Source organism: Staphylococcus sp. GDX8P80P, assembly GCF_017893095.1.
Taxonomy (GTDB): Bacteria; Bacillota; Bacilli; order Staphylococcales; family Staphylococcaceae; genus Staphylococcus; species Staphylococcus borealis.
The window spans coordinates 1-22,756 of record NZ_JAESMI010000017.1 but is presented as its reverse complement, the minus strand read 5'-3'; the positions used below and the strand labels follow the sequence as shown (position 1 = coordinate 22,756).

Annotated in this window: 20 protein-coding genes and 1 other RNA gene; 19 read left to right on the top strand and 2 right to left on the bottom strand. The window is 33.4% G+C overall.

The window, feature by feature from the left end:
- Positions 1-164 precede the first annotated feature (164 nt).
- The 4 genes from hisS (at position 165) to KA858_RS02030 (ending at position 4,504) form a co-directional block, all read left to right on the top strand.
- Entirely contained in the window at positions 165-1,433 is a 1,269-nt protein-coding gene (gene hisS / locus KA858_RS02045; RefSeq protein WP_210134884.1) for a histidine--tRNA ligase, read from the top strand.
- Positions 1,434-1,456: 23 nt separating this feature from the next.
- On the top strand, positions 1,457-3,223 hold the full coding sequence (gene aspS, locus KA858_RS02040) for an aspartate--tRNA ligase (protein ID WP_053029563.1): 1,767 nt from the start codon (positions 1,457-1,459) through the stop codon (positions 3,221-3,223).
- Positions 3,224-3,444: 221 nt separating this feature from the next.
- A non-coding RNA gene (gene ssrS / locus KA858_RS02035) (6S RNA) lies at positions 3,445-3,635 on the top strand.
- A 92-nt stretch (positions 3,636-3,727) separates the two neighbouring features.
- Positions 3,728-4,504, top strand: coding sequence for a tRNA threonylcarbamoyladenosine dehydratase (locus KA858_RS02030; RefSeq protein ID WP_210134883.1), 777 nt, complete (start codon positions 3,728-3,730; stop codon positions 4,502-4,504).
- Positions 4,505-4,576: 72 nt separating this feature from the next.
- Here KA858_RS02030 and KA858_RS02025 read toward each other — a convergent pair whose 3' ends face one another.
- Complete coding sequence (locus KA858_RS02025; protein ID WP_193839261.1) at positions 4,577-5,845, bottom strand: replication-associated recombination protein A; 1,269 nt, start codon at positions 5,843-5,845, stop codon at positions 4,577-4,579.
- Between the two features lie 85 nt (positions 5,846-5,930).
- Between KA858_RS02025 and cymR the strand changes: the two genes are divergently transcribed.
- Both cymR and KA858_RS12980 read left to right on the top strand, forming a co-directional pair.
- Positions 5,931-6,353 carry a cysteine metabolism transcriptional regulator CymR gene (cymR, locus tag KA858_RS02020; protein WP_033080142.1) on the top strand — a complete coding sequence of 141 codons (423 nt, stop codon included), beginning with the start codon at positions 5,931-5,933 and terminating at the stop codon, positions 6,351-6,353.
- 138 nt (positions 6,354-6,491) lie between these two features.
- Positions 6,492-6,626 carry an SAS049 family protein gene (locus tag KA858_RS12980; RefSeq protein WP_254613586.1) on the top strand — a complete coding sequence of 45 codons (135 nt, stop codon included), beginning with the start codon at positions 6,492-6,494 and terminating at the stop codon, positions 6,624-6,626.
- Positions 6,627-6,926: 300 nt separating this feature from the next.
- On the opposite strand, the gene KA858_RS02015 is transcribed toward KA858_RS12980, so the two are convergent.
- Entirely contained in the window at positions 6,927-7,940 is a 1,014-nt protein-coding gene (locus KA858_RS02015; protein WP_210134882.1) for an LLM class flavin-dependent oxidoreductase, read from the bottom strand.
- 666 nt (positions 7,941-8,606) lie between these two features.
- Between KA858_RS02015 and KA858_RS02010 the strand changes: the two genes are divergently transcribed.
- From KA858_RS02010 to greA, 13 genes are all read left to right on the top strand, one after another.
- Positions 8,607-9,746, top strand: a complete 1,140-nt coding sequence (locus tag KA858_RS02010) for a cysteine desulfurase family protein (protein ID WP_053029559.1) — start codon at positions 8,607-8,609, stop codon at positions 9,744-9,746.
- A 2-nt stretch (positions 9,747-9,748) separates the two neighbouring features.
- Positions 9,749-10,861, top strand: coding sequence for a tRNA 2-thiouridine(34) synthase MnmA (gene mnmA, locus KA858_RS02005; RefSeq protein ID WP_053029558.1), 1,113 nt, complete (start codon positions 9,749-9,751; stop codon positions 10,859-10,861).
- 114 nt (positions 10,862-10,975) lie between these two features.
- Complete coding sequence (locus KA858_RS02000) at positions 10,976-11,650, top strand: tetratricopeptide repeat protein (RefSeq protein ID WP_245342013.1); 675 nt, start codon at positions 10,976-10,978, stop codon at positions 11,648-11,650.
- 1 nt (position 11,651) lies between these two features.
- The gene (gene recD2 / locus KA858_RS01995; RefSeq protein ID WP_210134881.1) at positions 11,652-14,084 is read left to right on the top strand and encodes an SF1B family DNA helicase RecD2; all 2,433 of its coding nucleotides are present in this window, start codon (positions 11,652-11,654) and stop codon (positions 14,082-14,084) included.
- Positions 14,085-14,382: 298 nt separating this feature from the next.
- The gene (alaS, locus tag KA858_RS01990) at positions 14,383-17,013 is read left to right on the top strand and encodes an alanine--tRNA ligase (protein ID WP_210134880.1); all 2,631 of its coding nucleotides are present in this window, start codon (positions 14,383-14,385) and stop codon (positions 17,011-17,013) included.
- 66 nt (positions 17,014-17,079) lie between these two features.
- Positions 17,080-17,340, top strand: coding sequence for an IreB family regulatory phosphoprotein (locus KA858_RS01985; protein WP_011275600.1), 261 nt, complete (start codon positions 17,080-17,082; stop codon positions 17,338-17,340).
- A gap of 3 nt (positions 17,341-17,343) precedes the next feature.
- Positions 17,344-17,772 (top strand): Holliday junction resolvase RuvX, encoded by a 429-nt coding sequence (ruvX, locus tag KA858_RS01980; RefSeq protein WP_075108353.1) that lies wholly within the window; start codon positions 17,344-17,346, stop codon positions 17,770-17,772.
- A 13-nt stretch (positions 17,773-17,785) separates the two neighbouring features.
- Positions 17,786-18,106 (top strand): DUF1292 domain-containing protein, encoded by a 321-nt coding sequence (locus tag KA858_RS01975; protein WP_053029554.1) that lies wholly within the window; start codon positions 17,786-17,788, stop codon positions 18,104-18,106.
- Between the two features lie 415 nt (positions 18,107-18,521).
- On the top strand, positions 18,522-19,157 hold the full coding sequence (locus KA858_RS01970; protein ID WP_193839265.1) for an O-methyltransferase: 636 nt from the start codon (positions 18,522-18,524) through the stop codon (positions 19,155-19,157).
- Positions 19,158-19,159: 2 nt separating this feature from the next.
- Complete coding sequence (locus KA858_RS01965) at positions 19,160-20,083, top strand: peptidase U32 family protein (protein WP_210134879.1); 924 nt, start codon at positions 19,160-19,162, stop codon at positions 20,081-20,083.
- Positions 20,084-20,098: 15 nt separating this feature from the next.
- A complete protein-coding gene (locus tag KA858_RS01960; RefSeq protein WP_210134878.1) occupies positions 20,099-21,367 on the top strand; it encodes a peptidase U32 family protein in 1,269 nt (422 codons plus the stop codon).
- Positions 21,367-21,990 carry a uridine kinase gene (udk, locus tag KA858_RS01955; RefSeq protein ID WP_011275606.1) on the top strand — a complete coding sequence of 208 codons (624 nt, stop codon included), beginning with the start codon at positions 21,367-21,369 and terminating at the stop codon, positions 21,988-21,990. Before KA858_RS01960 ends, udk begins: the two co-directional genes overlap by 1 nt.
- An 86-nt stretch (positions 21,991-22,076) precedes the next feature.
- Positions 22,077-22,553, top strand: coding sequence for a transcription elongation factor GreA (gene greA, locus KA858_RS01950; protein WP_053029550.1), 477 nt, complete (start codon positions 22,077-22,079; stop codon positions 22,551-22,553).
- Positions 22,554-22,756: the final 203 nt, after the last annotated feature.

Sequence of the window (22,756 nt, the reverse complement as noted above, 5' to 3'; positions counted from 1 at the left end):
ATTGACGTACGTTACGCGTTTTGAGTGGTAACTTAGTTTAAGAAATAGACTTCGTTACAATTAGGGTGGCAACACGGCGATTCGTCCCTTGTATAGTAGTTATACTATATAAGGGGCTTTTTTTATTAAAGAGAGTTTAAAAAAGAAAATGAAGGAGTGATTGTGTGATTAGAATTCCTAGAGGTACACAAGACATCTTACCTGAAGAGTCTAGTAAGTGGCGCTATATAGAAAACCAATTAGACGAATTAATGAAATTATACAATTATAAAGAAATACGCACACCTATTTTTGAAAGTACAGATTTATTCGCTCGTGGCGTCGGCGATTCTACTGATGTCGTACAAAAAGAAATGTACACGTTCAAAGATAAAGGTGATAGAAGTATAACATTAAGACCAGAAGGAACAGCAGCAGTTGTGCGTTCTTATATTGAAAATAAAATGCAAGGGTTACCAAATCAACCTGTCAAATTATACTATAATGGCCCAATGTTTAGATACGAACGTAAGCAAAAAGGGCGTTATCGTCAATTTAATCAATTTGGTGTTGAAGCAATTGGTGCTGAAAATCCAAGTATGGATGCCGAAGTTTTAGCAATGGTGATGCATATATATGAATCATTTGGCTTAAAACATCTAAAATTAGTTATCAATAGTATTGGTGACGCTGATTCACGTAAAGAATATAATGAAGCACTTATTCGTCATTTCGAACCAGTTATTGATACGTTTTGTGATGATTGTAAATCAAGACTGCATACTAATCCGATGAGAATATTGGATTGTAAAATAGATAGAGATAAAGAAGCGGTTAAAAATGCGCCGAGAATTACTGACTATTTAAACGAAGAGTCAAAAGCTTATTATGATGAGGTCAAAAGTCATTTGGATCGTTTAGGTATTTCATATGTAGAAGATCCAAATCTTGTACGTGGACTTGATTATTATACACACACTGCTTTTGAATTAATGATGGACAATCCTAATTATGACGGTGCTATAACTACTTTATGTGGCGGTGGTCGTTATAATGGATTACTTGAACTATTAGATGGACCAAGTCAAACAGGTATTGGTTTCGCATTAAGTATCGAAAGATTGTTGTTAGCACTTGAAGAAGAAGGCATTGAACTTAACGTTGAGGATGAGTTTGATTTATTTATTGTTACAATGGGTGAAGAAGCTGAAAGATATAGTGTTAAGCTTTTAAATCAATTGAGAAAAGCAGGTGTAAGAGCCGATAAAGACTATTTGCAACGTAAAATAAAAGGCCAAATGAAACAAGCCGATCGTTTAAATGCTAAATATACAGTTGTCATTGGTGATCAAGAACTCGAGAATGAAACGATTGATGTTAAAGACATGACTACTGGTGAAACTGAAACAATTAAGTTAACAAATTTAGTGAATTATTTTCAAAACAAAAAATAAATGATTATAAAAGGAGAATATAAATGAGTAAAAGAACAACATATTGTGGTTTGGTTACAGAAGAACTTTTAGATCAAAAAGTTACTTTAAAAGGTTGGGTTCATAATCGTCGTGATTTAGGCGGTTTAATCTTTGTAGACTTACGTGACCGTGAAGGTATTGTGCAAATTGTATTTAATCCTGATTTCTCTGAGGAAGCATTGAGTATTGCTGAGACAGTTAGATCTGAATATGTCGTTGAAGTTGAAGGTACAGTAACTAAAAGAGATGAAGATACTGTAAATCCTAAAATTAAAACGGGACAGGTAGAAGTTCAAGTTTCAAAAATTACAATTATTAATAAATCAGACACACCACCATTTTCAATCAATGAAGAAAATCAAAATGTCGATGAAAATATTCGTTTAAAATATCGTTATTTAGATCTTAGACGTCCAGAGTTAGCACAAACATTTAAAATGAGACATCAAACAACACGTTCTATTCGCGAATATTTAGATAATAATGGCTTTTTCGATATCGAAACGCCTGTTTTAACGAAATCTACGCCAGAAGGTGCGAGAGATTATTTAGTACCTTCTCGTGTACATGAAGGTGAATTTTATGCTTTACCACAATCACCGCAATTGTTTAAACAATTATTAATGATTAGTGGCTTTGATAAATACTATCAAATAGTTAAATGTTTCCGAGATGAAGATTTACGTGCTGATCGTCAGCCAGAATTCACTCAAGTCGATATTGAAATGAGTTTCGTTGATCAAGAAGACATCATCGAGATGGGTGAAGAAATGTTACGTAAAGTTGTAAAAGATGTTAAAGGTATTGATGTTCAAGGTCCTTTCCCTAGAATGACTTACGAAGAAGCAATGAGACGTTATGGCTCAGATAAGCCAGATACACGTTTTGACATGGAACTTAAAGATGTATCACAATTAGGTCGAGAAATGGACTTTAAAGTATTTAAAGATACTGTTGAAAATAATGGAGAAGTAAAAGCAATAGTAGCAAAAGGTGCTGCTGATAACTATACTCGTAAAGATATGGATGCATTAACAGAATTTGTTAATATTTATGGTGCAAAAGGGCTTGCATGGGTGAAAGTTGTTGAGGAAGGATTAAGTGGTCCTATTGCACGTTTCTTTGAAGATGCGAATGTATCAACATTAAAAGAACTTACACAAGCTGAACCAGGAGACTTAGTAATGTTTGTTGCTGATAAGCCTAATGTAGTAGCTCAAAGTTTAGGCGCTTTACGTATTAAAATTGCTAAAGAGCTAAATCTAATTGATGAAACAAAACTTAATTTCCTATGGGTAACAGATTGGCCATTACTAGAATACGATGAAGATGCTAAACGTTATGTTGCAGCGCATCATCCATTTACATCTCCTAAACAAGAGGATATTAGCAAATTGGATTCAGAGCCTGAAAATGCACAAGCGAATGCATATGATATTGTCTTAAATGGTTATGAATTAGGTGGCGGTTCAATCAGAATTGCTGATGGTGAATTACAAGAAAAAATGTTCGAAGTACTAGGATTTACTAAAGAACAAGCAAGAGAACAATTTGGTTTCCTATTAGATGCATTTAAATATGGTGCACCGCCACATGGTGGTATTGCTTTAGGTTTAGACCGCTTAGTTATGTTATTAACGAATCGTACAAACTTACGTGACACAATTGCATTCCCTAAAACTGCGTCTGCAACATGCTTACTAACAGACGCACCAGGTGAAGTTTCTGACAAGCAATTAGAAGAATTATCATTACGTATTCGTCATTAAATTTAATAGTGTTTATTATAGTCATCAAAATCGTTACCGATTTTGGTGGCTTTTTTAAATTTTAAATTATTTTAGATATACGTTTATTGATTTATAACAACTATAATTATATTATGTAAACTTATAATGTTTAAATTTTTAGGTTCACAAAAAATACATTTCTACACAAGTAATAAGGATTTCCTTATCTTGGTCTCTGTGGTAATATATTCATATAAGGTAGTCATCTGTATTGTTCGTATGTTTGCTTTTTATTTGGGCCTAACACTTTTTGATCAGGGAGCCCAATAGGTTTTCTTGCAGCGCACACGCCTCAATTGGAGGACTTGCAAAACAAGAAACAGGGCACCCACCTGTATATAGCAGGCCGAATGATCAAGCTTTTTATAACTACGGCAATTACGGACTCTACCGGTACGCAAGGCTTTTTAAGTCTTGCGTATTTTTATTTGTCTTTTTCTGTTAATATTAAATTATCGTATTGTTTTTATAAAGGAGTTTAAAATGAAACATCAATTTTCAAGAAATGAATTAGCATATGGACAAGAAGGTTTAGATTTATTAAAAGAGAAAACAGTAGTTGTCCTTGGTGTAGGTGGTGTAGGCTCATTTGCTGCAGAAGCATTAGCACGAACTAATATTGGTCATATCATTTTAATCGACAAAGATGATGTAGATATTACTAATGTCAATCGTCAAATACATGCACTTACAACAACCATTGGACAAAGTAAAGTCACATTGATGGAAGAACGAATTAAATTAATTAATCCTGATTGTAAAGTGACACCACTACATATGTTTTATACTGAAGAGACATATGAAGAACTGTTCAATAACTATGATATTGATTACTTTATCGATGCGAGTGATACAATTATTTATAAAGTGCATTTAATGAAAGAATGCTTAGAGAGAAATATTAAAGTGATTTCAAGTATGGGTGCAGCTAATAAAACGGATCCTACACGTTTCCGAATTGCTGATATTTCGAAAACATTTATGGATCCTATGGCTAAAATTATTCGAAATAAATTAAAACGTCAAGGGATAAAAAAAGGCGTGCCGGTTGTATTTTCTGATGAAAGTCCAATTGTAATTCGTGAAGATGTTAAGGCCACAGTTGGAGATGCTAACGCTATTAATCGAAAAGGACAAATGCCACCGTCATCTAACGCATTTGTACCTAGCACGGTTGGATTAATTTGTGCTAGTTATGTTGTAAATGATATTTTAAAAAACATTCCTGTTCGACGTATTAAGGATAAAGGTAACTTATAAATATAAAGACTATGAATCAAACGAAATGCCAATAATACATTGCATTGGCTTCGTGTAATTCATAGTCTTTTGTTATTTTTGATTTCTTAAATTATCATATATAGTTTTAAATTGTTGTTCACTTTTTGAGGTTGTTTTAGGTTGATAATAGACTTTATCTTTTAGTTTATCAGGTAAATACTGTTGTACGACATGACCATTCTCATAGTTGTGAGGATACTTATAACCAGTGGCGCGACCTAACGCTTTAGCACCAGTATAATGGCCATCTCGTAAATGATTCGGTATTTGACCTATATTTCCTTGGCGGATGTCGCTTAGTGCATTATCAATTGATGTAATAGCTGAATTTGATTTAGGCGATAACGATAGCTCAATAACTGCTTGACTAAGCGGAATTCTCGCTTCTGGAAATCCTAATCGCTCTGCTGATTGAATAGCTGCAAGGGTTCGTTGTCCTGCATTAGGGGAAGCTAAGCCTACATCTTCGTAACTAATGACTAATAAGCGTCTAACAATTGTTGGTAAATCGCCAGCTTCAATTAATCTTGCCAAATAATGAAGCGCGGCATTAACATCACTACCTCTAATCGATTTTTGAAACGCACTCATAACATCATAATGCATATCTCCATCTTTATCACTAACAAAAGCACCTTTTTGAAGACAATCTTTAGCATCCTCAAGTGTGATATGTCTATTTTCATCAACTATTGGTGAACTTAAGACAGCTAGCTCGAGCGCATTCAATGCACTTCTAACATCACCTTGGCTTTGAGTAGCAAAATAGTCTAATGCATCTTCATCAACTACAGGTTTATAGTCAGCTAATCCACGTTCTGAATCACTAAGTGCTCTCTCAATAGCAAGTCGCACATCATTGTGATCTAAAGCGTATAACTCAAATATTTGAGCTCTAGAACGAATAGCGGGATTAATAGCATGGTAAGGGTTAGAGGTTGTCGCTCCAATTAAAACGATTTTGCCATTCTCTAAATGAGGTAATAAAAAATCTTGCTTAGCTTTATCTAATCGGTGAATTTCATCTAATAAAAGAATGACTTGTCCAGACATCTTAGCTTCTTCTACAACCATTTGCATATCTTTTTTTGAATTAGTAACCGCATTTAATTGTCTAAATTTATATTCAGTACTACCAGAAATTGCTTTCGCGATACTTGTTTTACCAATTCCTGGTGGTCCGTAAAATATCATTGAAGATAATCTCTTAGTTTCAACCATACGTCTAATGATGCCTCTAGGTCCCACTAGATGTTGTTGAGAGATTATCTCATCGATATTAGTAGGTCTCATTCTTGAGGCTAAAGGTTCAGTAGTCACGATTTTCACACCTTTCTATTACTATCTTAACTGAAAAAATGCTAGAATGGTATTATATATTATTCGAATTAAGTGAGGTTATGTTATGAAGATATCAACGAAAGGGAGATATGGCTTAACTTTAATGATTTCCCTTGCTAAAAGAGAAGGGCAAGGATGCGTATCTTTAAAGTCAATTGCTGAAGAGAATAGTTTGAGTGATTTATATCTCGAACAATTAGTTGGCCCTTTAAGAAATGCTGGTTTAATTCGAAGTGTTCGTGGTGCTAAAGGTGGTTATCAACTAAGAGTGCCAGCTGACGAAATTAAAGCAGGCGATATTATTCGCTTATTAGAAGGCCCTATTACAATAGTAGAAAGTATTGAATCAGAACCACCTGCACAAAAACAGTTATGGTTACGTATGAGAGATGCAGTTAGAGAAGTATTAGATAATACCACTTTAAAATATTTAGCAGATTATGTTGAAACTGATGATAAACTTGATGGTTACATGTTTTATATTTAATTTTAAATAAATGTTTATAATAAGTTGTAAGTGGTAAACAGATAATACAACAGTATAGATACATTGATTTTTTGTATCTCAGAATGCACGCAATACTTGATCGATAATTATTCTTAAATTTGAAAGGAGAATTTCATTATGGGATTCATGGATAAAGCGAAAGATGCAGCAGAAAAATTTAAAAATAGCGATAACGAACAAGTTAATAAAGCCAAAGATAAAATCAATGAATATACTGAAAAAGGCAACGATGATAAAAAAGAAGATAAATAATTAAATTTTGCAAGTATAGGATAACATTCCTAAAAATATAGCCAGTAAAAGCGACATTGTGATGTGCTTTTACTGGCTTATTTATATATGCTATTACATTTTTTGCATACTTTTTGATAAGGATTTACATAACGATGTGTTTTAATTATTTTTCAATACCACGCTTTAATCAATTATTAGGGGATACCTAAAAACATATAAAGAGGGGCAATGAATCCAAATTGATTATTGTCCCACTCTCAAATTACATTCTATATGCTCATAATGATTTAAATCACCTTACGTTACTTTATATACCAACTATTGGTTTAATTTTTCGATTACATTGTGTAAACGTTTAAACGATCCAAATTGTTTATCTTGATCATAAATATAACTAATGCCCATTAATTCATCAATATCTCCATATTCCTCAATAAATGATTCTAATTTTTCTTTTACGGTTTCTTCAGAACCTATTAACGAATCGTTGAATCTTTGTTGAGCCATTTCATATTCTCTAGGTGTTAAAAGCGCTTGTAAATCATTTGTCGGTGGTTGTACTGGCTGCATTCTACCACGCGCTATGCCAATAAATACTTGTGCTAAAGTACTTGCTAAGTATTCGGCTTCTTCATCGGTTTCGGCTACAATCGCATTTAAACATACAATCATATATGGTTGATCTAACACATCTGAAGGTTCGAACAACTCTTTGTAAATTTGCATAGCTTCTTTCATTTGTTGAGGTGCAAAATGACCTGCAAAAACATAAGGTAATCCTTTACGTGCAGCTAAATGCGCTGAATCTGTAGAAGAACCCAAAATATATAATGGTACATTTTTACCTACTGCCGGATACGCTCTTACATAAGCTTGTTTGTTACCAGGTCCGAAATAAGTTTGTAATTGTTCAACTTCTTCAGGGAATTCGTAAACACCATTATGTTGATCACGTCGTAACGCACTTGCAGTCATCATATCTGTACCTGGTGCTCTTCCTAAACCTAGATCAACTCTATTTGGAAAGAGTGTCTCCATTGTTCCAAATTGTTCAGCAACAATCAATGGCGCATGGTTTGGCAACATGATACCTCCAGATCCAACTTTGATACGGTGTGTGTGTTCAAGTGCATGTTGAATTAATAGAGAAGTAGCAGAACTTACTAAATTAGGTGCATTATGATGTTCTGCAATCCAATAACGTTCATAATTAAGTGAATCTAGTTCTTGAGCTAAACTAACCATGTCCTCAATGGCCTCTTTATCACTTTGACCTTCTCTAATTGGAACTAAATTTAATGCAGATACCTTAATATTACCCACAAATTTCATCTCCTCAAATATATTTAGTATGCTTAAGTTTAACAAGAGCAATGATAGAGTGATATTGAAATGCTCAAAGTTGCAAAAAATTGTAAAATTAAGTTAACTTTCGTTAATCACAATACAGAGGCTGGGACAAAAATAATATAAAGAAGCTATTTTGCAAATTCGCAGTAGCTGACTGAACTGAGAAGGCGCTTTAATCAAACTTTTCTCGGTTCTAGTCATCCTTGCGAGCGGGGCCCCAACAAAGAGAATTTCACTAAGAAATTCTACAAGCAAAGCAAGCTGGGAGTCGGGGCCCCAGCAAAGAGAATTTCACTAAGAAATTCTACAAGCAAAGCAAGCTGGGAGTCGGGGCCCCAACAAAGAGAATTTCACTAAGAAATTCTACAAGCTAAGCAAGTTGGGGTTACGACGAATTTAAAAGAATTCTGTCCCACTCCCATCTTACTTTATATATTTATAACGTGAATAGATAAAAATGTTGCGTCTATTCGTATTATTAATTCCATTTTTACAAATTTATTATTGAATGGGTTAAATTTGTTTCTAATTGAATGTTAAAATGAAAATTAATAGAACGTTATATGTTTATAAACAACTATATAGAAAAAATTGTTTACAGGTGCTATTATAGGAACATTGATAATATTGTGAGGAGTGTACTTAATAATGGAAGTATATGCAGATTATGCTGCAACTACACCGGTCAAACCAGAGGTTGTAGAAGAAATGATGGCAATTTACAAGTCACATTTCGGAAATCCATCATCTATTCATTCAATTGGAAGAGACGCACGTCGTTATTTAGATGAATCAAGAAGAACAGTTGCTAACTTACTAAATGCAAAGCCAAGTGAAGTTATATTTACAAGTGGCGCTACTGAATCAAATAATACCGCTATCAAAGGGTTAGTCTATGCCAATCAGCATCTTGGAAATCACATTATCACTACTAAAATCGAGCATCATTCAGTTCTACACGTCTTTGAACAATTAGAAAAAGAAGGCTTTGATGTGACTTATCTAGATGTCGATGATACAGGTACAGTGGATTTAGATCAACTTAAAGAAGCTTTAACGAGTGATACAATCTTAGTTTCGATAATGTTTGTTAATAATGAAGTTGGAACTGTAGAACCAATGTATGATATTGAAGATATCGTTAGCGAATCGAATGCTTTGTTGCATGTTGACGCTGTTCAAGCAATTGGACATTTAGATGTCAGCTTTGAAGATTTTAAAATGGATACTTTGAGTTTAACGGCGCATAAATTTGGTGGTCCAAAAGGCGTGGGTGTACTATTAGTTAGAGACCAAACACCAATTGTGTATTCACAGTTAGGTGGGGAACAAGAAACTAAAAGACGTGCCGGTACAGAAAATGTGGCACAAATTGTAGGCTTAACTAAAGCGTTAGCACTAGCAAATGATAATAGAGATCAAAATAATTTACATTTAATGCAGTTAAAGGAATTATTTCTAGTTAGTTTGCAAGAACGAGCAATACCGTTTGAGGTCAATGGTTCAATGGTAGACACAACTGGTCATATACTCAATTTGTATTTCCCATTTATAGATGTGGAAACGATGTTAACACTTCTGGATTTAGCAAATATTTATGTATCGTCGGGTTCAGCTTGTACAGCTGGCTCAACTACACCTTCACATGTTCTAGCAGCAATGTATGAAGATGAAGAGCGTGCGAAACACTCTGTAAGATTTAGTTTTAACGAATTAACAACGGAGCAAGAAATTAAATATATCGTTGCTGAAATTCATAAAATATATCATAAATTTAAGGAGGAATAAATGTGTCAAACAAAGATATACGTGTAGTTGTTGGTATGTCTGGTGGAGTTGATAGTTCAGTCACTGCCCATGTTTTAAAAGAACAAGGGTATGATGTTATTGGAATATTTATGAAAAACTGGGACGACACTGATGAGAATGGTGTTTGTACAGCAACTGAAGATTATAATGATGTCATCGCAGTATGTAATCAAATTGGCATCCCATATTATGCGGTTAATTTTGAACAGGAATATTGGGATAAAGTCTTCACTTATTTCCTAGATGAATATAAAAAAGGACGCACACCTAATCCTGATGTTATGTGTAATAAAGAAATTAAATTTAAAGCATTTTTAGAGCATGCACTTAAATTAGGCGCTGATTATGTCGCAACTGGACATTATGCAAGAATACGTCGTCATGACGATGGTCATGTGGAAATGTTAAGAGGTATTGATAATAATAAAGATCAAACCTATTTCTTAAATCAATTGTCACAACAACAATTATCAAAAGTGATGTTCCCAATTGGTGATATTGAGAAAAAAGAAGTTCGAAAAATTGCTGAAGAACAAGATTTAGCAACCGCTAAGAAGAAAGACTCAACAGGCATATGTTTTATTGGAGAGCGTAATTTTAAAACATTCCTATCACAATATTTACCGGCTCAATCTGGAGAAATGCGTACATTGGACGGAGAAAAGAAAGGTATGCATAGTGGATTAATGTATTACACTATTGGACAAAGACATGGTCTTGGAATTGGCGGAGACGGTGATCCATGGTTTGTAGTTGGCAAGAATTTAAAAGATAATATTTTATATGTTGAACAAGGTTTCCATCATGATGCACTCTATAGTGATTATCTTATTGCATCTGATTTCTCATTCGTTAATCCAGTTGATTTAGAAAATGGATTTGAATGTACTGCTAAATTTAGATATCGCCAAAAAGATACCAAAGTGTTTGTTAAACGTGAAAGTCAGGATGCCTTACGTGTAACATTTGATGAACCAGTACGTGCGATAACGCCAGGACAAGCGGTTGTATTTTACGATGAGGAAGTTTGTTTAGGTGGCGCAACAATCGATGATGTATTTAAAACAACAGGTCAATTGAGTTATGTTGTTTAATTAAAAAAACAGAGGGTGGAGTGTAATGAAATCGTCTAAGATTTCACATACTACTCCATCTTTATTTTTACGTTTAAATCAATACAAACGATGACTAAAGAATTGGGTGAAAATATGATAACAAAACAAGAGGCAATTTATAAATGGATTCAGGACGGTCAACTTGAAGATGCATTAAAAGCATTATTCGAAAACATAGAAGAAGAACCGAATACAATTGAAAATTATATAAATGCAGGAATCGTACTCGCTGACGTTAATGAAGTGGAAAAGGCTGAAAGATTTTTCCAAAGAGCGCTTACAATTGATGATAAAAATGGACCTGTATATTATAATTTAGCTAATCTATACTATGATCAAGGTAAATACCGCGATGCCATTAAGCTATATCAATTGGCATCTAAATACGATATGGATAAAATAGATACGAATTACATGATTGGGATGTCATTTAATCAATTAGATGCACCAAAAGAATCGTTACCTTTCTTTATGACTGCAGCAGAATTAGAACCTAATCGTGATGCTGAAGTTCAATTTCAATATGGGTTAGCATTATGTCATTTAGAAATGTTTGAACAAGCTATTCAACAATTAAAGTTAGTGCTATCAATAGACTCACAACATGTAGATGCACTATATAATCTTGGTTTAGCTATATATATGCATACAGAAGATGTTGAATTAGCCATATCATATTTTGATAAGGCTATATCTATTGATCCAGAACACCTATTAAGCCAACATGCTAAGAAGACCTTTGAAGCAATAAAGAACGAGGAGGAGTAATATGTCAGACCCTACACTATTTGATTATTCAATGATTAAAGGTACTGTAGATGCTATTTTATTTCAGAATAATGATAATTTTTATACAGTGATTAAAGTGGATACAATTGAAACAAATGAATCATTTGGTAATTTACCAACAGTTGTAGGGTTCTTTCCAAATATTGTTGAAGGAGACGTATACACTTTTAAAGGTCAAGTTGTAGAGCATCCACGTTACGGTAAGCAACTGAAGGCTGATACGTTTGAGAAAGAAGTACCACAAACTAAAGATGCAATCATTACATATCTATCGAGTGATTTGTTTAAAGGTATAGGAAAAAAGACTGCTCAAAATATAGTGAACACGCTTGGTGAAAATGCGATCAATGATATTATGTCTGATGCATCTGTTTTAGAAAAAGTTTCCAATTTACCTAAAAAGAAACAAAAGCAGATTGCTGATCAAATCAATGCCAATCAAGAGTCAGAAAAAATTATGATTCGACTACATGATTTAGGCTTTGGACCTAAATTATCAATGGCGATTTATCAATTTTATCAATCTGACACCCTTCAAGTACTTGAGAATAATCCATATCAACTCGTATATGATGTTAAAGGAATTGGTTTTCAAAAGGCTGATATTTTAGCGCGAAATAATGGGATTGCCTTTAATGATCAAGAAAGATTAAAAGCTGGATTGTTATATACACTTGAAGAAGAATGCATTAAGCAAGGTCACACGTATTTATCAAATGACTATATCATCGACGTAACGCAACAAATTCTAAGTAACAAACAGCAAGGTGAGGCCATAGAGCAACAACAATTAGAAGATGTTCTACAAAATTTATCAGAAGAAAGCAAATTAATTCTCGATAATCATCGTGTTGCTATTCCTAGTTTATATTATTCTGAATTGAAAAGTGTTCAAAATTTATATCGCATTCAAACCTACAAGAACAAGTTAAAAGAAATAGAACAATCTGATTTACAATTGCATATAGGGGAAATAGAAGATAGCAATAATGTCAATTATGCACCATCTCAAAAAGAAGCTTTGCAAACTGCTATTAATTCTAAAATTATGCTGTTGACAGGAGGCCCTGGCACAGGAAAGACAACGGTAATCAAAGGAATTGTTGAATTATATGCTGAAATACATGGCCTATCGTTAAATTATTCTGATTATCAAGATGATGATTATCCAGTCGTTTTAGCTGCACCAACTGGTCGTGCATCTAAGCGTTTACAAGAGTCAACAGGACTTGAAGCGATGACAATACATCGCTTAATTGGGTGGAATCAGGATACTCAACCTGAAGATATATTAGATAATGAAATAAAAGCTAAACTTATCATTATTGACGAAATGTCGATGGTGGATACTTGGTTATTTCATCAGTTTCTAAGTGCAGTGCCATTAGATGCACAGGTGGTATTTGTTGGTGACGAAGATCAATTGCCATCAGTTGGACCAGGGCAAGTATTTAAAGATCTAATCGATTCTAAAGCAATTCCACGTGTAAATTTAACTGAAGTTTACCGTCAACAAGATGGCTCTAGTATCATTGATTTAGCACACCGAATGAAGCATGGGGAACCTATCGATATTTCACAACGTTATCATGATAGAAGTTTTATTAATTGTGGCGTAGAACAAATACCTTCAGTTGTTGAGAAAGTAGTATCAAGTGCTGTAAATAAAGGGTATGACATGAGTGATATTCAGGTGTTAGCACCGATGTATAAAGGTAGTGCAGGTATAAAACGATTAAATCAAGTGTTGCAGGATATATTAAACCCTAAGGAAGATGATACGCGCGAAATAGAGTTCGGTGATATCAAATTTCGTAAAGGGGATAAAGTATTACAATTAGTCAATCGACCTAACGATAATATATTTAATGGTGATATTGGTGTTATAGTTGGAATCTTTTGGGCAAAAGAAAATGCACTTAACAAAGATGTGCTTGTAGTAGACTTTGAGGGGAATGAAATCACCTTCACAAGACAGGATTTACTTGAATTAACACATGCTTATTGTACATCTATTCATAAATCACAGGGTTCTGAATTTCCGATAGTCATCATGCCAATTGTGAAGCAGTATTTTAGAATGTTGCAAAGACCTATTTTGTATACAGGACTCACTAGGGCAAAACAATCACTTGTTTTACTCGGTGATCCTAAGGCATTTGATATAGGTCTAAACACCCAAGGTCAAATACGTCAGACGCAACTTTGCCAATTAATTTTAAGCTATTTTGAAATTGATAATAATAATGCTAACCGTCATCAAAATAATGATAATTCATCAATAGATACAGATGAAAAGTTGAATTTAGAAGTAGAGGAAAAAGAAATTATTTTAAGCGAATCTACAATATATCAAATTAATCCAATGATCAATATGGGTGATGTATCCCCATACGATTTTGCTGAGCGTTGACATTTAGCTTGAAAATACTTAAAATAATCTTAAGTTCGCATGAAGATAAGTAGACAATACATACTTATATAGAGATGTACTGGTTGGTGTAAAGTGCAATGTATATTGTTGAACGCTACTTCATGTTATTTTCATATTGAATTTGAGTGATAATTGTCTTCTGCCTAACGATATTTTATCGGTTAAGGGTAGACCATTTATAACTAGGGTGGTACCGCGAGAACGTTCGTCCCTTTTTTGAGGATGAACGTTTTTTGTTTTATTTTCTTAATAAATTGGTGAAATAGGAGTGTAAATAATGAAAAATTTAAAGGCTAGTGAAATTCGTCAAAAATATATTGATTTCTTTGTTGAAAAAGGACATATGGTTGAACCTTCAGCACCATTAGTACCGATAGATGATGATTCATTATTATGGATTAATTCTGGTGTAGCAACGTTAAAAAAATATTTTGATGGCAGAGAAACACCTAGAAAGCCTAGAATTGTTAATTCTCAAAAAGCAATCAGAACCAACGATATCGAAAATGTTGGATTTACTGCAAGACATCATACATTCTTTGAAATGCTAGGTAACTTTTCAATCGGCGATTATTTCAAAAAAGAAGCTATTCATTTTGCATGGGAGTTTTTAACAAGTGAAAAATGGATGGGAATGGAACCAGAAAAATTATATGTCACTATTCATCCAGAAGATACAGAAGCTTATCGTATTTGGAATGAAGAAATTGGCTTAGAAGAAAGTCGCATTATCAGAATTGAGGGTAACTTCTGGGATATTGGTGAAGGTCCTTCTGGTCCAAATACTGAAATTTTCTATGACCGTGGAGACGAATATGGACAAGATGATCCAGCCGAAGAAATGTATCCAGGTGGAGAAAATGAAAGATTTTTAGAAGTATGGAATTTAGTCTTTAGTGAATTTAATCATAATAAAGACAATACGTATACACCACTTCCAAATAAAAACATTGATACTGGTATGGGTCTTGAACGTATGGCATCAGTGTCTCAAAATGTACGTACTAATTACGAAACAGACTTATTCATGCCAATTATTAATGAAGTTGAAAATGTCGCTGGCAAAACGTATTTAGAAAATAGTGAGCATGATATAGCATTTAAAGTCATCGCAGACCATATTCGTACGATTGCATTTGCAATAGCTGATGGCGCATTACCTGCAAACGAAGGAAGAGGCTATGTATTACGTCGACTTCTACGTAGAGCGGTTCGATTCAGTCAAACATTAGACATTAATGAACCGTTTATGTATAAATTGGTTGATATTGTTGCAGACATTATGGAACCTTATTACCCTAATGTTAAAGAAAAAGCAGATTTTATTAAACGTGTAATTAAATCTGAAGAAGAACGTTTCCACGAAACACTTCAAGAAGGTTTAGCAATTTTAAATAATTTACTAGCTAAAGCCAAAGATTCAACAAACGAAATTAACGGATCAGATGCGTTTAAATTATATGATACGTATGGTTTCCCAATTGAATTAACTGAAGAATTAGCTAGTCAAGAAGGCATTTCTGTAGATATGGCTACATTTGAAGTAGAAATGGAACAACAACGTACACGAGCTCGAGAAGCACGTCAAAGTTCACAATCAATGCAAATTCAAAGTGAAGTGCTCAAAAATATTACTACAAATAGTAAATTCGTTGGCTATGAAACGACAGATTATCAAACAACATTAACAGATTTAATTTATAATGGTGAATCAGTTGAAAGTGCTGAGCCTGGAGAAACAGTTTACTTCATTTTGGAAGAAACACCATTTTATGCAGTTAGTGGTGGACAAGTAGCTGATAAAGGAACCGTAGGCAATGAAAACTTTGAAATAGAAGTTACCGAAGTAACTAAAGCACCTAATGGTCAAAATTTACATCAAGGTGTAGTCCAATTCGGCCAAGTTACTATTAATAGTAATGTAGATGCAAGTGTAAATAGAGATGAAAGAAAAGATATTCAAAAAAATCACAGTGCCACTCACTTACTTCACGCTGCTTTAAAAGAGGTACTAGGAGAACATGTTAATCAAGCTGGTTCTTTAGTCGAAAGTGAACGTTTACGCTTTGACTTCTCACATTTTGGTCCTATGAGTCAAGAAGAAATAGATCGTGTTGAGAGACGTGTTAACGAAGAAATTTGGAGAGGTATTTCAGTTAATATTCAAGAAATGCCAATTGATGAAGCTAAACAAATGGGTGCTATGGCTTTATTCGGTGAAAAATACGGTGATATTGTACGCGTTGTAAATATGGCGCCATTTTCAATAGAACTATGTGGTGGTATTCACGTAAGTAACACTGCTGAAATTGGTCTTTTCAAAATTGTTAGCGAGTCAGGAACAGGTGCGGGTGTTAGACGTATTGAAGCATTGACTGGTAAGTCAGCATTCCTTTATTTAGAGAATATTCAAACGAAATTTAATGCTGTTAAAGATCAAGTTAAAGTAAAATCTGACAATCAAGTTTTTGATAAAATTGTGCAGTTACAAGAAGAAGAAAAACAACTTCATAAACAATTAGAGCAACGCAACAAAGAAATTACATCACTTAAGATGGGTAATATTGAGGAACAAATTGAAGATATAAATGGATTTAAAGTATTAGCTACAGAAGTCGAGGTATCAAATGCTAAAGAAATCAGACAAACAATGGATGATTTTAAATCTAAACAACAAGATGCTATCATTATCTTAGCAAGTAATTTAGGAAATAAAGTGTCATTAATCGCAACTGTACCTAAAGAACAAACTGACAGCATCAAAGCTGGGGATATTATTAAAAACATGGCACCTATCGTTGGTGGTAAAGGTGGCGGTCGCCCTGATATGGCTCAAGGTGGCGGTACGCAACCTGAAAATATCTCAGAAGCATTACGCTTTATTAAAGATTACATTAAAAAACTATAACTTTGTAATCAACTAGTGTAAAATTGGTGTATGTAAGATAAACCGTTATAGAGGAGTGTCGCACCTATGGATAATATTGATAAAACTATGAAGTTTGACTATGAAGAAATTCCTAAAGATAATGTCGAAACTGTGTTAAATAATGTACACCGAACATTAGAAGAACGTGGTTACAATGCTGTCAATCAAATCGTTGGGTATTTACTCTCTGGAGATCCAGCCTATATACCTCGTCAAAATGATGCTCGAAATCAAATTCGACACATTGATCGTGACGTTATTATGGAAGAACTCGTTTCAAATTACTTAAAAGAGAACAAGAAATAGTCCATGTTAACGCATAAAATTTTAGGTTTAGATGTAGGTAGTAAAACAGTTGGCATTGCTATTAGCGATTTAATGGGTTGGACTGCCCAAGGATTGGACACTCTAAGAATTAACGAGGAACAAGAAGATTTCGGTATAGATCAATTGGTAGCTATCATTAAAGAACATCATGTTGGTTCTGTAGTGATTGGTTTACCAAAGAATATGAATAATTCTATTGGCTTTCGTGGAGAAGCTTCGTTAAAATATAAGGAGTTACTTCAAGAAAGCTTACCTGATATAGAGATTATAATGTGGGATGAACGATTAAGTACTATGGCAGCAGAGCGTTCATTACTTGAAGCAGATGTTTCAAGACAAAAAAGAAAAAAAGTAATTGATAAAATGGCAGCAGTATTTATATTGCAAGGCTATTTAGACTCAATCCAATAAAGGAGATATAAAGATGACTGAACATAATCATGACCATAACCATGACGTAGAATTAGATATTAGCAATGAAGAAGAATTATTAACTTTATTTGATGAAAATGGTAATGAAGTTTTATATCGCAAAATGTTAGAATTTTACCATCCAGAATTCAAAAAGGAATATGTTATCTTAGCAGAAGAGGGCGCACAATCAGACGACGATGATATGATTGAACTTATTCCAATGATAAATGAACCTGATGAATCAGGCGATGGTGGTAAATTAGTACCTATCGAAACGGATGAAGAATGGGACATGATTGAAGAAGTAGTAAATACAAATATGGAAGAGTAAATGATGCATTCATTCATCACATTTATAGATGAATGGAAGTTAAATAGTCAATTCGTAATTATGAATTGAACGATCTTAGTTCATATGTTTAGCTGAGTTAACTCAATAATGTTGTAGTGGGAGTGGATAAAGAATTCAAAGCGAATTCTTTTCTGCTCCTTTTTGATTGACAAAATCATGTTTTTTTACTTGTTACACCTTAATTTACAATCAAATATGTGATAAAATATTTAAAGTTAAATTCTTATAACTAGACAAGTATTTTAATAAATATTTAAATCAGTCATACAATTATACACATGAGTTGACGTCATTTGATTTAGGTTATTTATAAGTCATCGGTGATTAAAACTTAATTTAATAGAGACTGGTTTATTTTTTAATGTCATTTTGTCTTAAAAAAGGAAGTAAGTAAATGGAAGCTAATCAGCAATATTTATTGGAGATACAATCTAAAACAGATAATCAGATTGAATCATTAAGAAGCTATGCAGAAGAGAATGCTGTACCAATTGTAGACAGATTATCTCTAGAAATGATCAAACAATTAATTCGAATCCATGGTGCAAAAAATATATTGGAAATTGGTACTGCGATAGGTTATAGTTCAATGCATTTTGCATCGGTATCAGATGACATTCAAATTACAACAATAGAACGTGATGAGAAAATGATTACGCAAGCTAAAACAAATTTTGAAACTTATGGTTATTCATCACAAATACGATTAATAGAAGGCAATGCCTTAGAGCAATATAGTCAAGTCGATGACAAAGTATATGATATTATCTTTATTGATGCAGCTAAAGCGCAATCTAAGAAATTTTTTGAATACTACACACCATTATTAAAAAAAGGCGGACTAGTGATTACAGATAATGTTTTATATCACGGTTTTGTATCGAACATAGATATTGTTCGTTCCAGAAATGTTAAGCAAATGGTGAAAAAAGTCCAAAAATTTAATGAATGGTTAATGAATCAAAAAAATTACAGTACAAATTTTATCAATATGGATGATGGGTTAGCTATTTCAATTAAAGGAGAATAATTATGACGGAATTACTCGTTACTCCTAAATCTTTAACACATTTAGAAACACTAATCGATATTGGCGCGGATGCCTTTGTCATTGGTGAGCAAACATTTGGGTTACGATTACCGGGAGAATTTAATCGAGAAGATATAAAAAAAGCAATTAAATTAGCACATGAACATGATAAAAAAATCTATGTCGCTGTAAATGGTATTTTTCACAACTATCATTTAAACGCATTGGAAGACTACATTAATTTCTTACACGAAATCAATGTGGATCGTATTATCTTTGGGGATCCTGCAGTTGTTATGTACGTAAAAAATCAACAAAATCCCATACCTTTAAATTGGGATGCCGAAACAATTGTTACCAACTATTTCCAATGTAACTATTGGGGTAAACGCGGTGCGAAACGTGCACTTCTTGCCAGAGAATTAAACTTAGATGAAATTATAAATATTAAAGAGAATGCAAATGTCGAAATTGAAGTTCAAGTCCATGGGATGACATGTATGTTCCAATCTAAACGGATGTTACTTGGAAACTATTATACATTTCAAGATAGACAAATGAAGATTAAACGTGAAAATGATGAACGTGAACTATTACTCTATGACGAAGAACGTGATAATAAATATCCTGTATTTGAGGATTTTAATGGCACACATATCATGTCTCCGAATGACATTTGTTTAATCGAAGAGCTTGAACCATTGTTTGAAGCTGGTATTGATTCATTTAAAATTGACGGTATATTACAGAGTGAAGAATATATCAACGTTGTTACAGCTCAATACAGAGAAGCGATTGATTTATACAATGAAGATCCTGAAGCATATGAAGACGAAAAATTTATGCTAGTAGACCCAATTGAAGACATTCAACCAGAACATCGTCCATTTGACGAAGGATTCTTGTATAAACAAACCGTATACTAAAAGGAGGCGCTAAACTTGAAAACTTTAACTGACGTTCAATCTCAAGCAAAAAGTAAAATCAAAAAACCTGAATTATTAGCGCCTGCTGGTAATTTAGAGAAATTAAAAATTGCTGTTCATTATGGTGCAGATGCCGTATTTTTAGGTGGTCAAGAATATGGTCTACGTTCTAACGCTGATAATTTTACAATGGCTGAAATTAAAGAGGGCGTTGAATTTGCAAATCAATATAATGCTAAAATTTACGTGACTACTAACATTATTGCACATGATGAAAATATTGATGGGTTGGAATCGTATCTAATTGAATTAGAAAAAACTGGAGCTACAGGTATTATTGTAGCAGACCCTTTAATCATAGAAACTTGTAAGCAAGTTGCACCAAAATTAGAAATACACTTATCAACACAACAATCATTATCTAATACTAAAGCTGTAGAATTCTGGAAAGAAGAAGGATTAGACCGAGTGGTATTAGCACGTGAAACAGGCGCTATGGAAATGAAGGAAATGAAAGAGAACGTAGATATTGAAATTGAGGCTTTCATCCATGGTGCTATGTGTATTGCCTATTCAGGTCGTTGTACACTTAGTAATCACATGACAGCGAGAGACTCTAATAGAGGAGGATGTTGTCAAAGTTGTCGTTGGGATTATGATTTGTTAGAGGTTGATAATGATGGTGATTTAGATCTTTATTATCAAGAGGGCGACATTATCCCATTCGCTATGAGTCCTAAAGATTTAAAATTAATCGAATCAATACCGCAAATGATGGATATTGGCATTGACTCCCTTAAAATAGAAGGTCGTATGAAGTCGATACATTATATTGCTACTGTGGTTTCAGTTTATCGAAAAGTAATTGATGCCTATGCTGAAGATCCAGAGCACTTTAAAATAAATCCTGAATGGTTAATCGAATTAGATAAATGTGCTAATAGAGATACAGCGCCAGCTTTCTTTGAAGGTACACCAGGTTATGAAGAGCAAATGTTTGGTGTTCAGCAAAATAAAAAATCACCTTATGATTTTTGTGGATTAGTATTAGATTATGATGAGGCAACGCATATTGCTACTATTCAACAAAGAAATCACTTTAAACCTGGTCAAGAAATTGAATTTTTTGGACCTGAAATTGAAAGCTTTAGACAAGTGATTGATGCCATATACGATGAGGAAGGCAATCAATTAGATGCTGCACGTCATCCACTTCAAATTGTACAAATTAAGGTAGATCATCCAATTTACCCTAAGAACATGATGAGAAAGGAAATTAGATAATGGCAAACACAACAATTATTGGCATTGCCGGTGGCTCTGGATCTGGTAAGACAACAGTTACTAATGAAATCATGAAAAATTTAGAAGGACATAGTGTTGCACTTCTTGCTCAAGATTATTATTATAAAGACCAATCACATTTAACTTTTGAAGAGCGTCTTGAAACAAATTATGACCATCCCTTTGCCTTTGACAATGATTTGCTAATTGAAAACTTAAAGGATTTACGTAATGGTCATGCAGTTGAAGTTCCAACATACGATTACACAAATCATACACGAAGTAATGAAACCATTGCATTTGAACCTAAAGATGTTATTATCGTAGAAGGTATATTTGCTTTAGAAAATAAAACACTTCGTGATATGATGGATGTCAAAATATACGTTGATACTGATGCAGACTTAAGAATTCTAAGACGACTAGTACGTGATACTAAAGAGCGTGGTCGATCAATGGAATCGGTCATTAACCAATATTTAAATGTTGTTAAACCAATGCACAATCAATTCATTGAACCAACAAAGAAATATGCTGATATTATTATTCCAGAAGGCGGAAGTAATAAAGTAGCAATAGATATTATGACAACAAAAATTCAAACATTGGTTAGTAAACAATAAGTAAGTTACAATGTATATTAAAAATAAATGTATTCAATCAATTTTAATTGACTCAAACATATTAACTTAAAAAGGAAGATGACATAATGGAAAATCAAAAACAATATCCAATGACTCAAGAGGGTTATGAACAATTAGAAAAAGAATTAGAAGAATTAAAAACGGTTAAACGTCCTGAAGTTGTAGAAAAAATTAAAGTGGCACGTTCTTTTGGTGACCTTTCTGAGAACTCTGAGTATGATGCTGCTAAAGATGAACAAGGATTCATTGAACAAGACATTCAACGTATCGAGCATATGCTTAGATATGCATTAATTATTGAAGATACAGGTGATAACAATGTTGTTCAAATTGGTAAAACTGTAACTTTTATTGAATTACCTGGAGATGAAGAAGAAAGTTACCAAATCGTTGGTTCTGCTGAAGCAGATGCCTTTAATGGCAAAATCTCAAACGAATCACCTATGGCTAAAGCACTAATTGGTAAAAGTTTAAAAGATGAAGTACGTGTGCCTTTACCAAACGGTGGAGAAATTAACGTTAAAATCGTAGATATCAAATAATCTCTCTTTATAACAATGATTAATTTGAGTCTGAGACAATAATAATATACAAACTGCTTTTTTCAAAAAAGGCAGTAAATAACTAAACTGAGAGGGCGTTTAAATTAAGCTTTTCTCAGTTTTAGTCATTCTTGCGAGAGTGGGACATTGAATTTAAAAAATTCTGTTCCACTCTCGTTTTTAAGGTTCTAAGAGAAATGCGG

Bases quoted from the DNA above. Each gene is read 5' to 3' on its own strand.
- aspS (WP_053029563.1), top strand. From the start codon at position 1,457: ATGAGTAAAAGAACAACATATTGTGGTTTGGTTACAGAAGAACTTTTA.
- KA858_RS02030 (WP_210134883.1), top strand. From the start codon at position 3,728: ATGAAACATCAATTTTCAAGAAATGAATTAGCATATGGACAAGAAGGT.
- cymR (WP_033080142.1), top strand. From the start codon at position 5,931: ATGAAGATATCAACGAAAGGGAGATATGGCTTAACTTTAATGATTTCC.
- KA858_RS12980 (WP_254613586.1), top strand. From the start codon at position 6,492: ATGGGATTCATGGATAAAGCGAAAGATGCAGCAGAAAAATTTAAAAAT.
- KA858_RS02015 (WP_210134882.1), bottom strand. From the start codon at position 7,940: ATGAAATTTGTGGGTAATATTAAGGTATCTGCATTAAATTTAGTTCCA.
- KA858_RS02010 (WP_053029559.1), top strand. From the start codon at position 8,607: ATGGAAGTATATGCAGATTATGCTGCAACTACACCGGTCAAACCAGAG.
- KA858_RS02000 (WP_245342013.1), top strand. From the start codon at position 10,976: ATGATAACAAAACAAGAGGCAATTTATAAATGGATTCAGGACGGTCAA.
- recD2 (WP_210134881.1), top strand. From the start codon at position 11,652: ATGTCAGACCCTACACTATTTGATTATTCAATGATTAAAGGTACTGTA.
- alaS (WP_210134880.1), top strand. From the start codon at position 14,383: ATGAAAAATTTAAAGGCTAGTGAAATTCGTCAAAAATATATTGATTTC.
- KA858_RS01985 (WP_011275600.1), top strand. From the start codon at position 17,080: ATGGATAATATTGATAAAACTATGAAGTTTGACTATGAAGAAATTCCT.
- ruvX (WP_075108353.1), top strand. From the start codon at position 17,344: ATGTTAACGCATAAAATTTTAGGTTTAGATGTAGGTAGTAAAACAGTT.
- KA858_RS01975 (WP_053029554.1), top strand. From the start codon at position 17,786: ATGACTGAACATAATCATGACCATAACCATGACGTAGAATTAGATATT.
- KA858_RS01970 (WP_193839265.1), top strand. From the start codon at position 18,522: ATGGAAGCTAATCAGCAATATTTATTGGAGATACAATCTAAAACAGAT.
- KA858_RS01965 (WP_210134879.1), top strand. From the start codon at position 19,160: ATGACGGAATTACTCGTTACTCCTAAATCTTTAACACATTTAGAAACA.
- udk (WP_011275606.1), top strand. From the start codon at position 21,367: ATGGCAAACACAACAATTATTGGCATTGCCGGTGGCTCTGGATCTGGT.
- greA (WP_053029550.1), top strand. From the start codon at position 22,077: ATGGAAAATCAAAAACAATATCCAATGACTCAAGAGGGTTATGAACAA.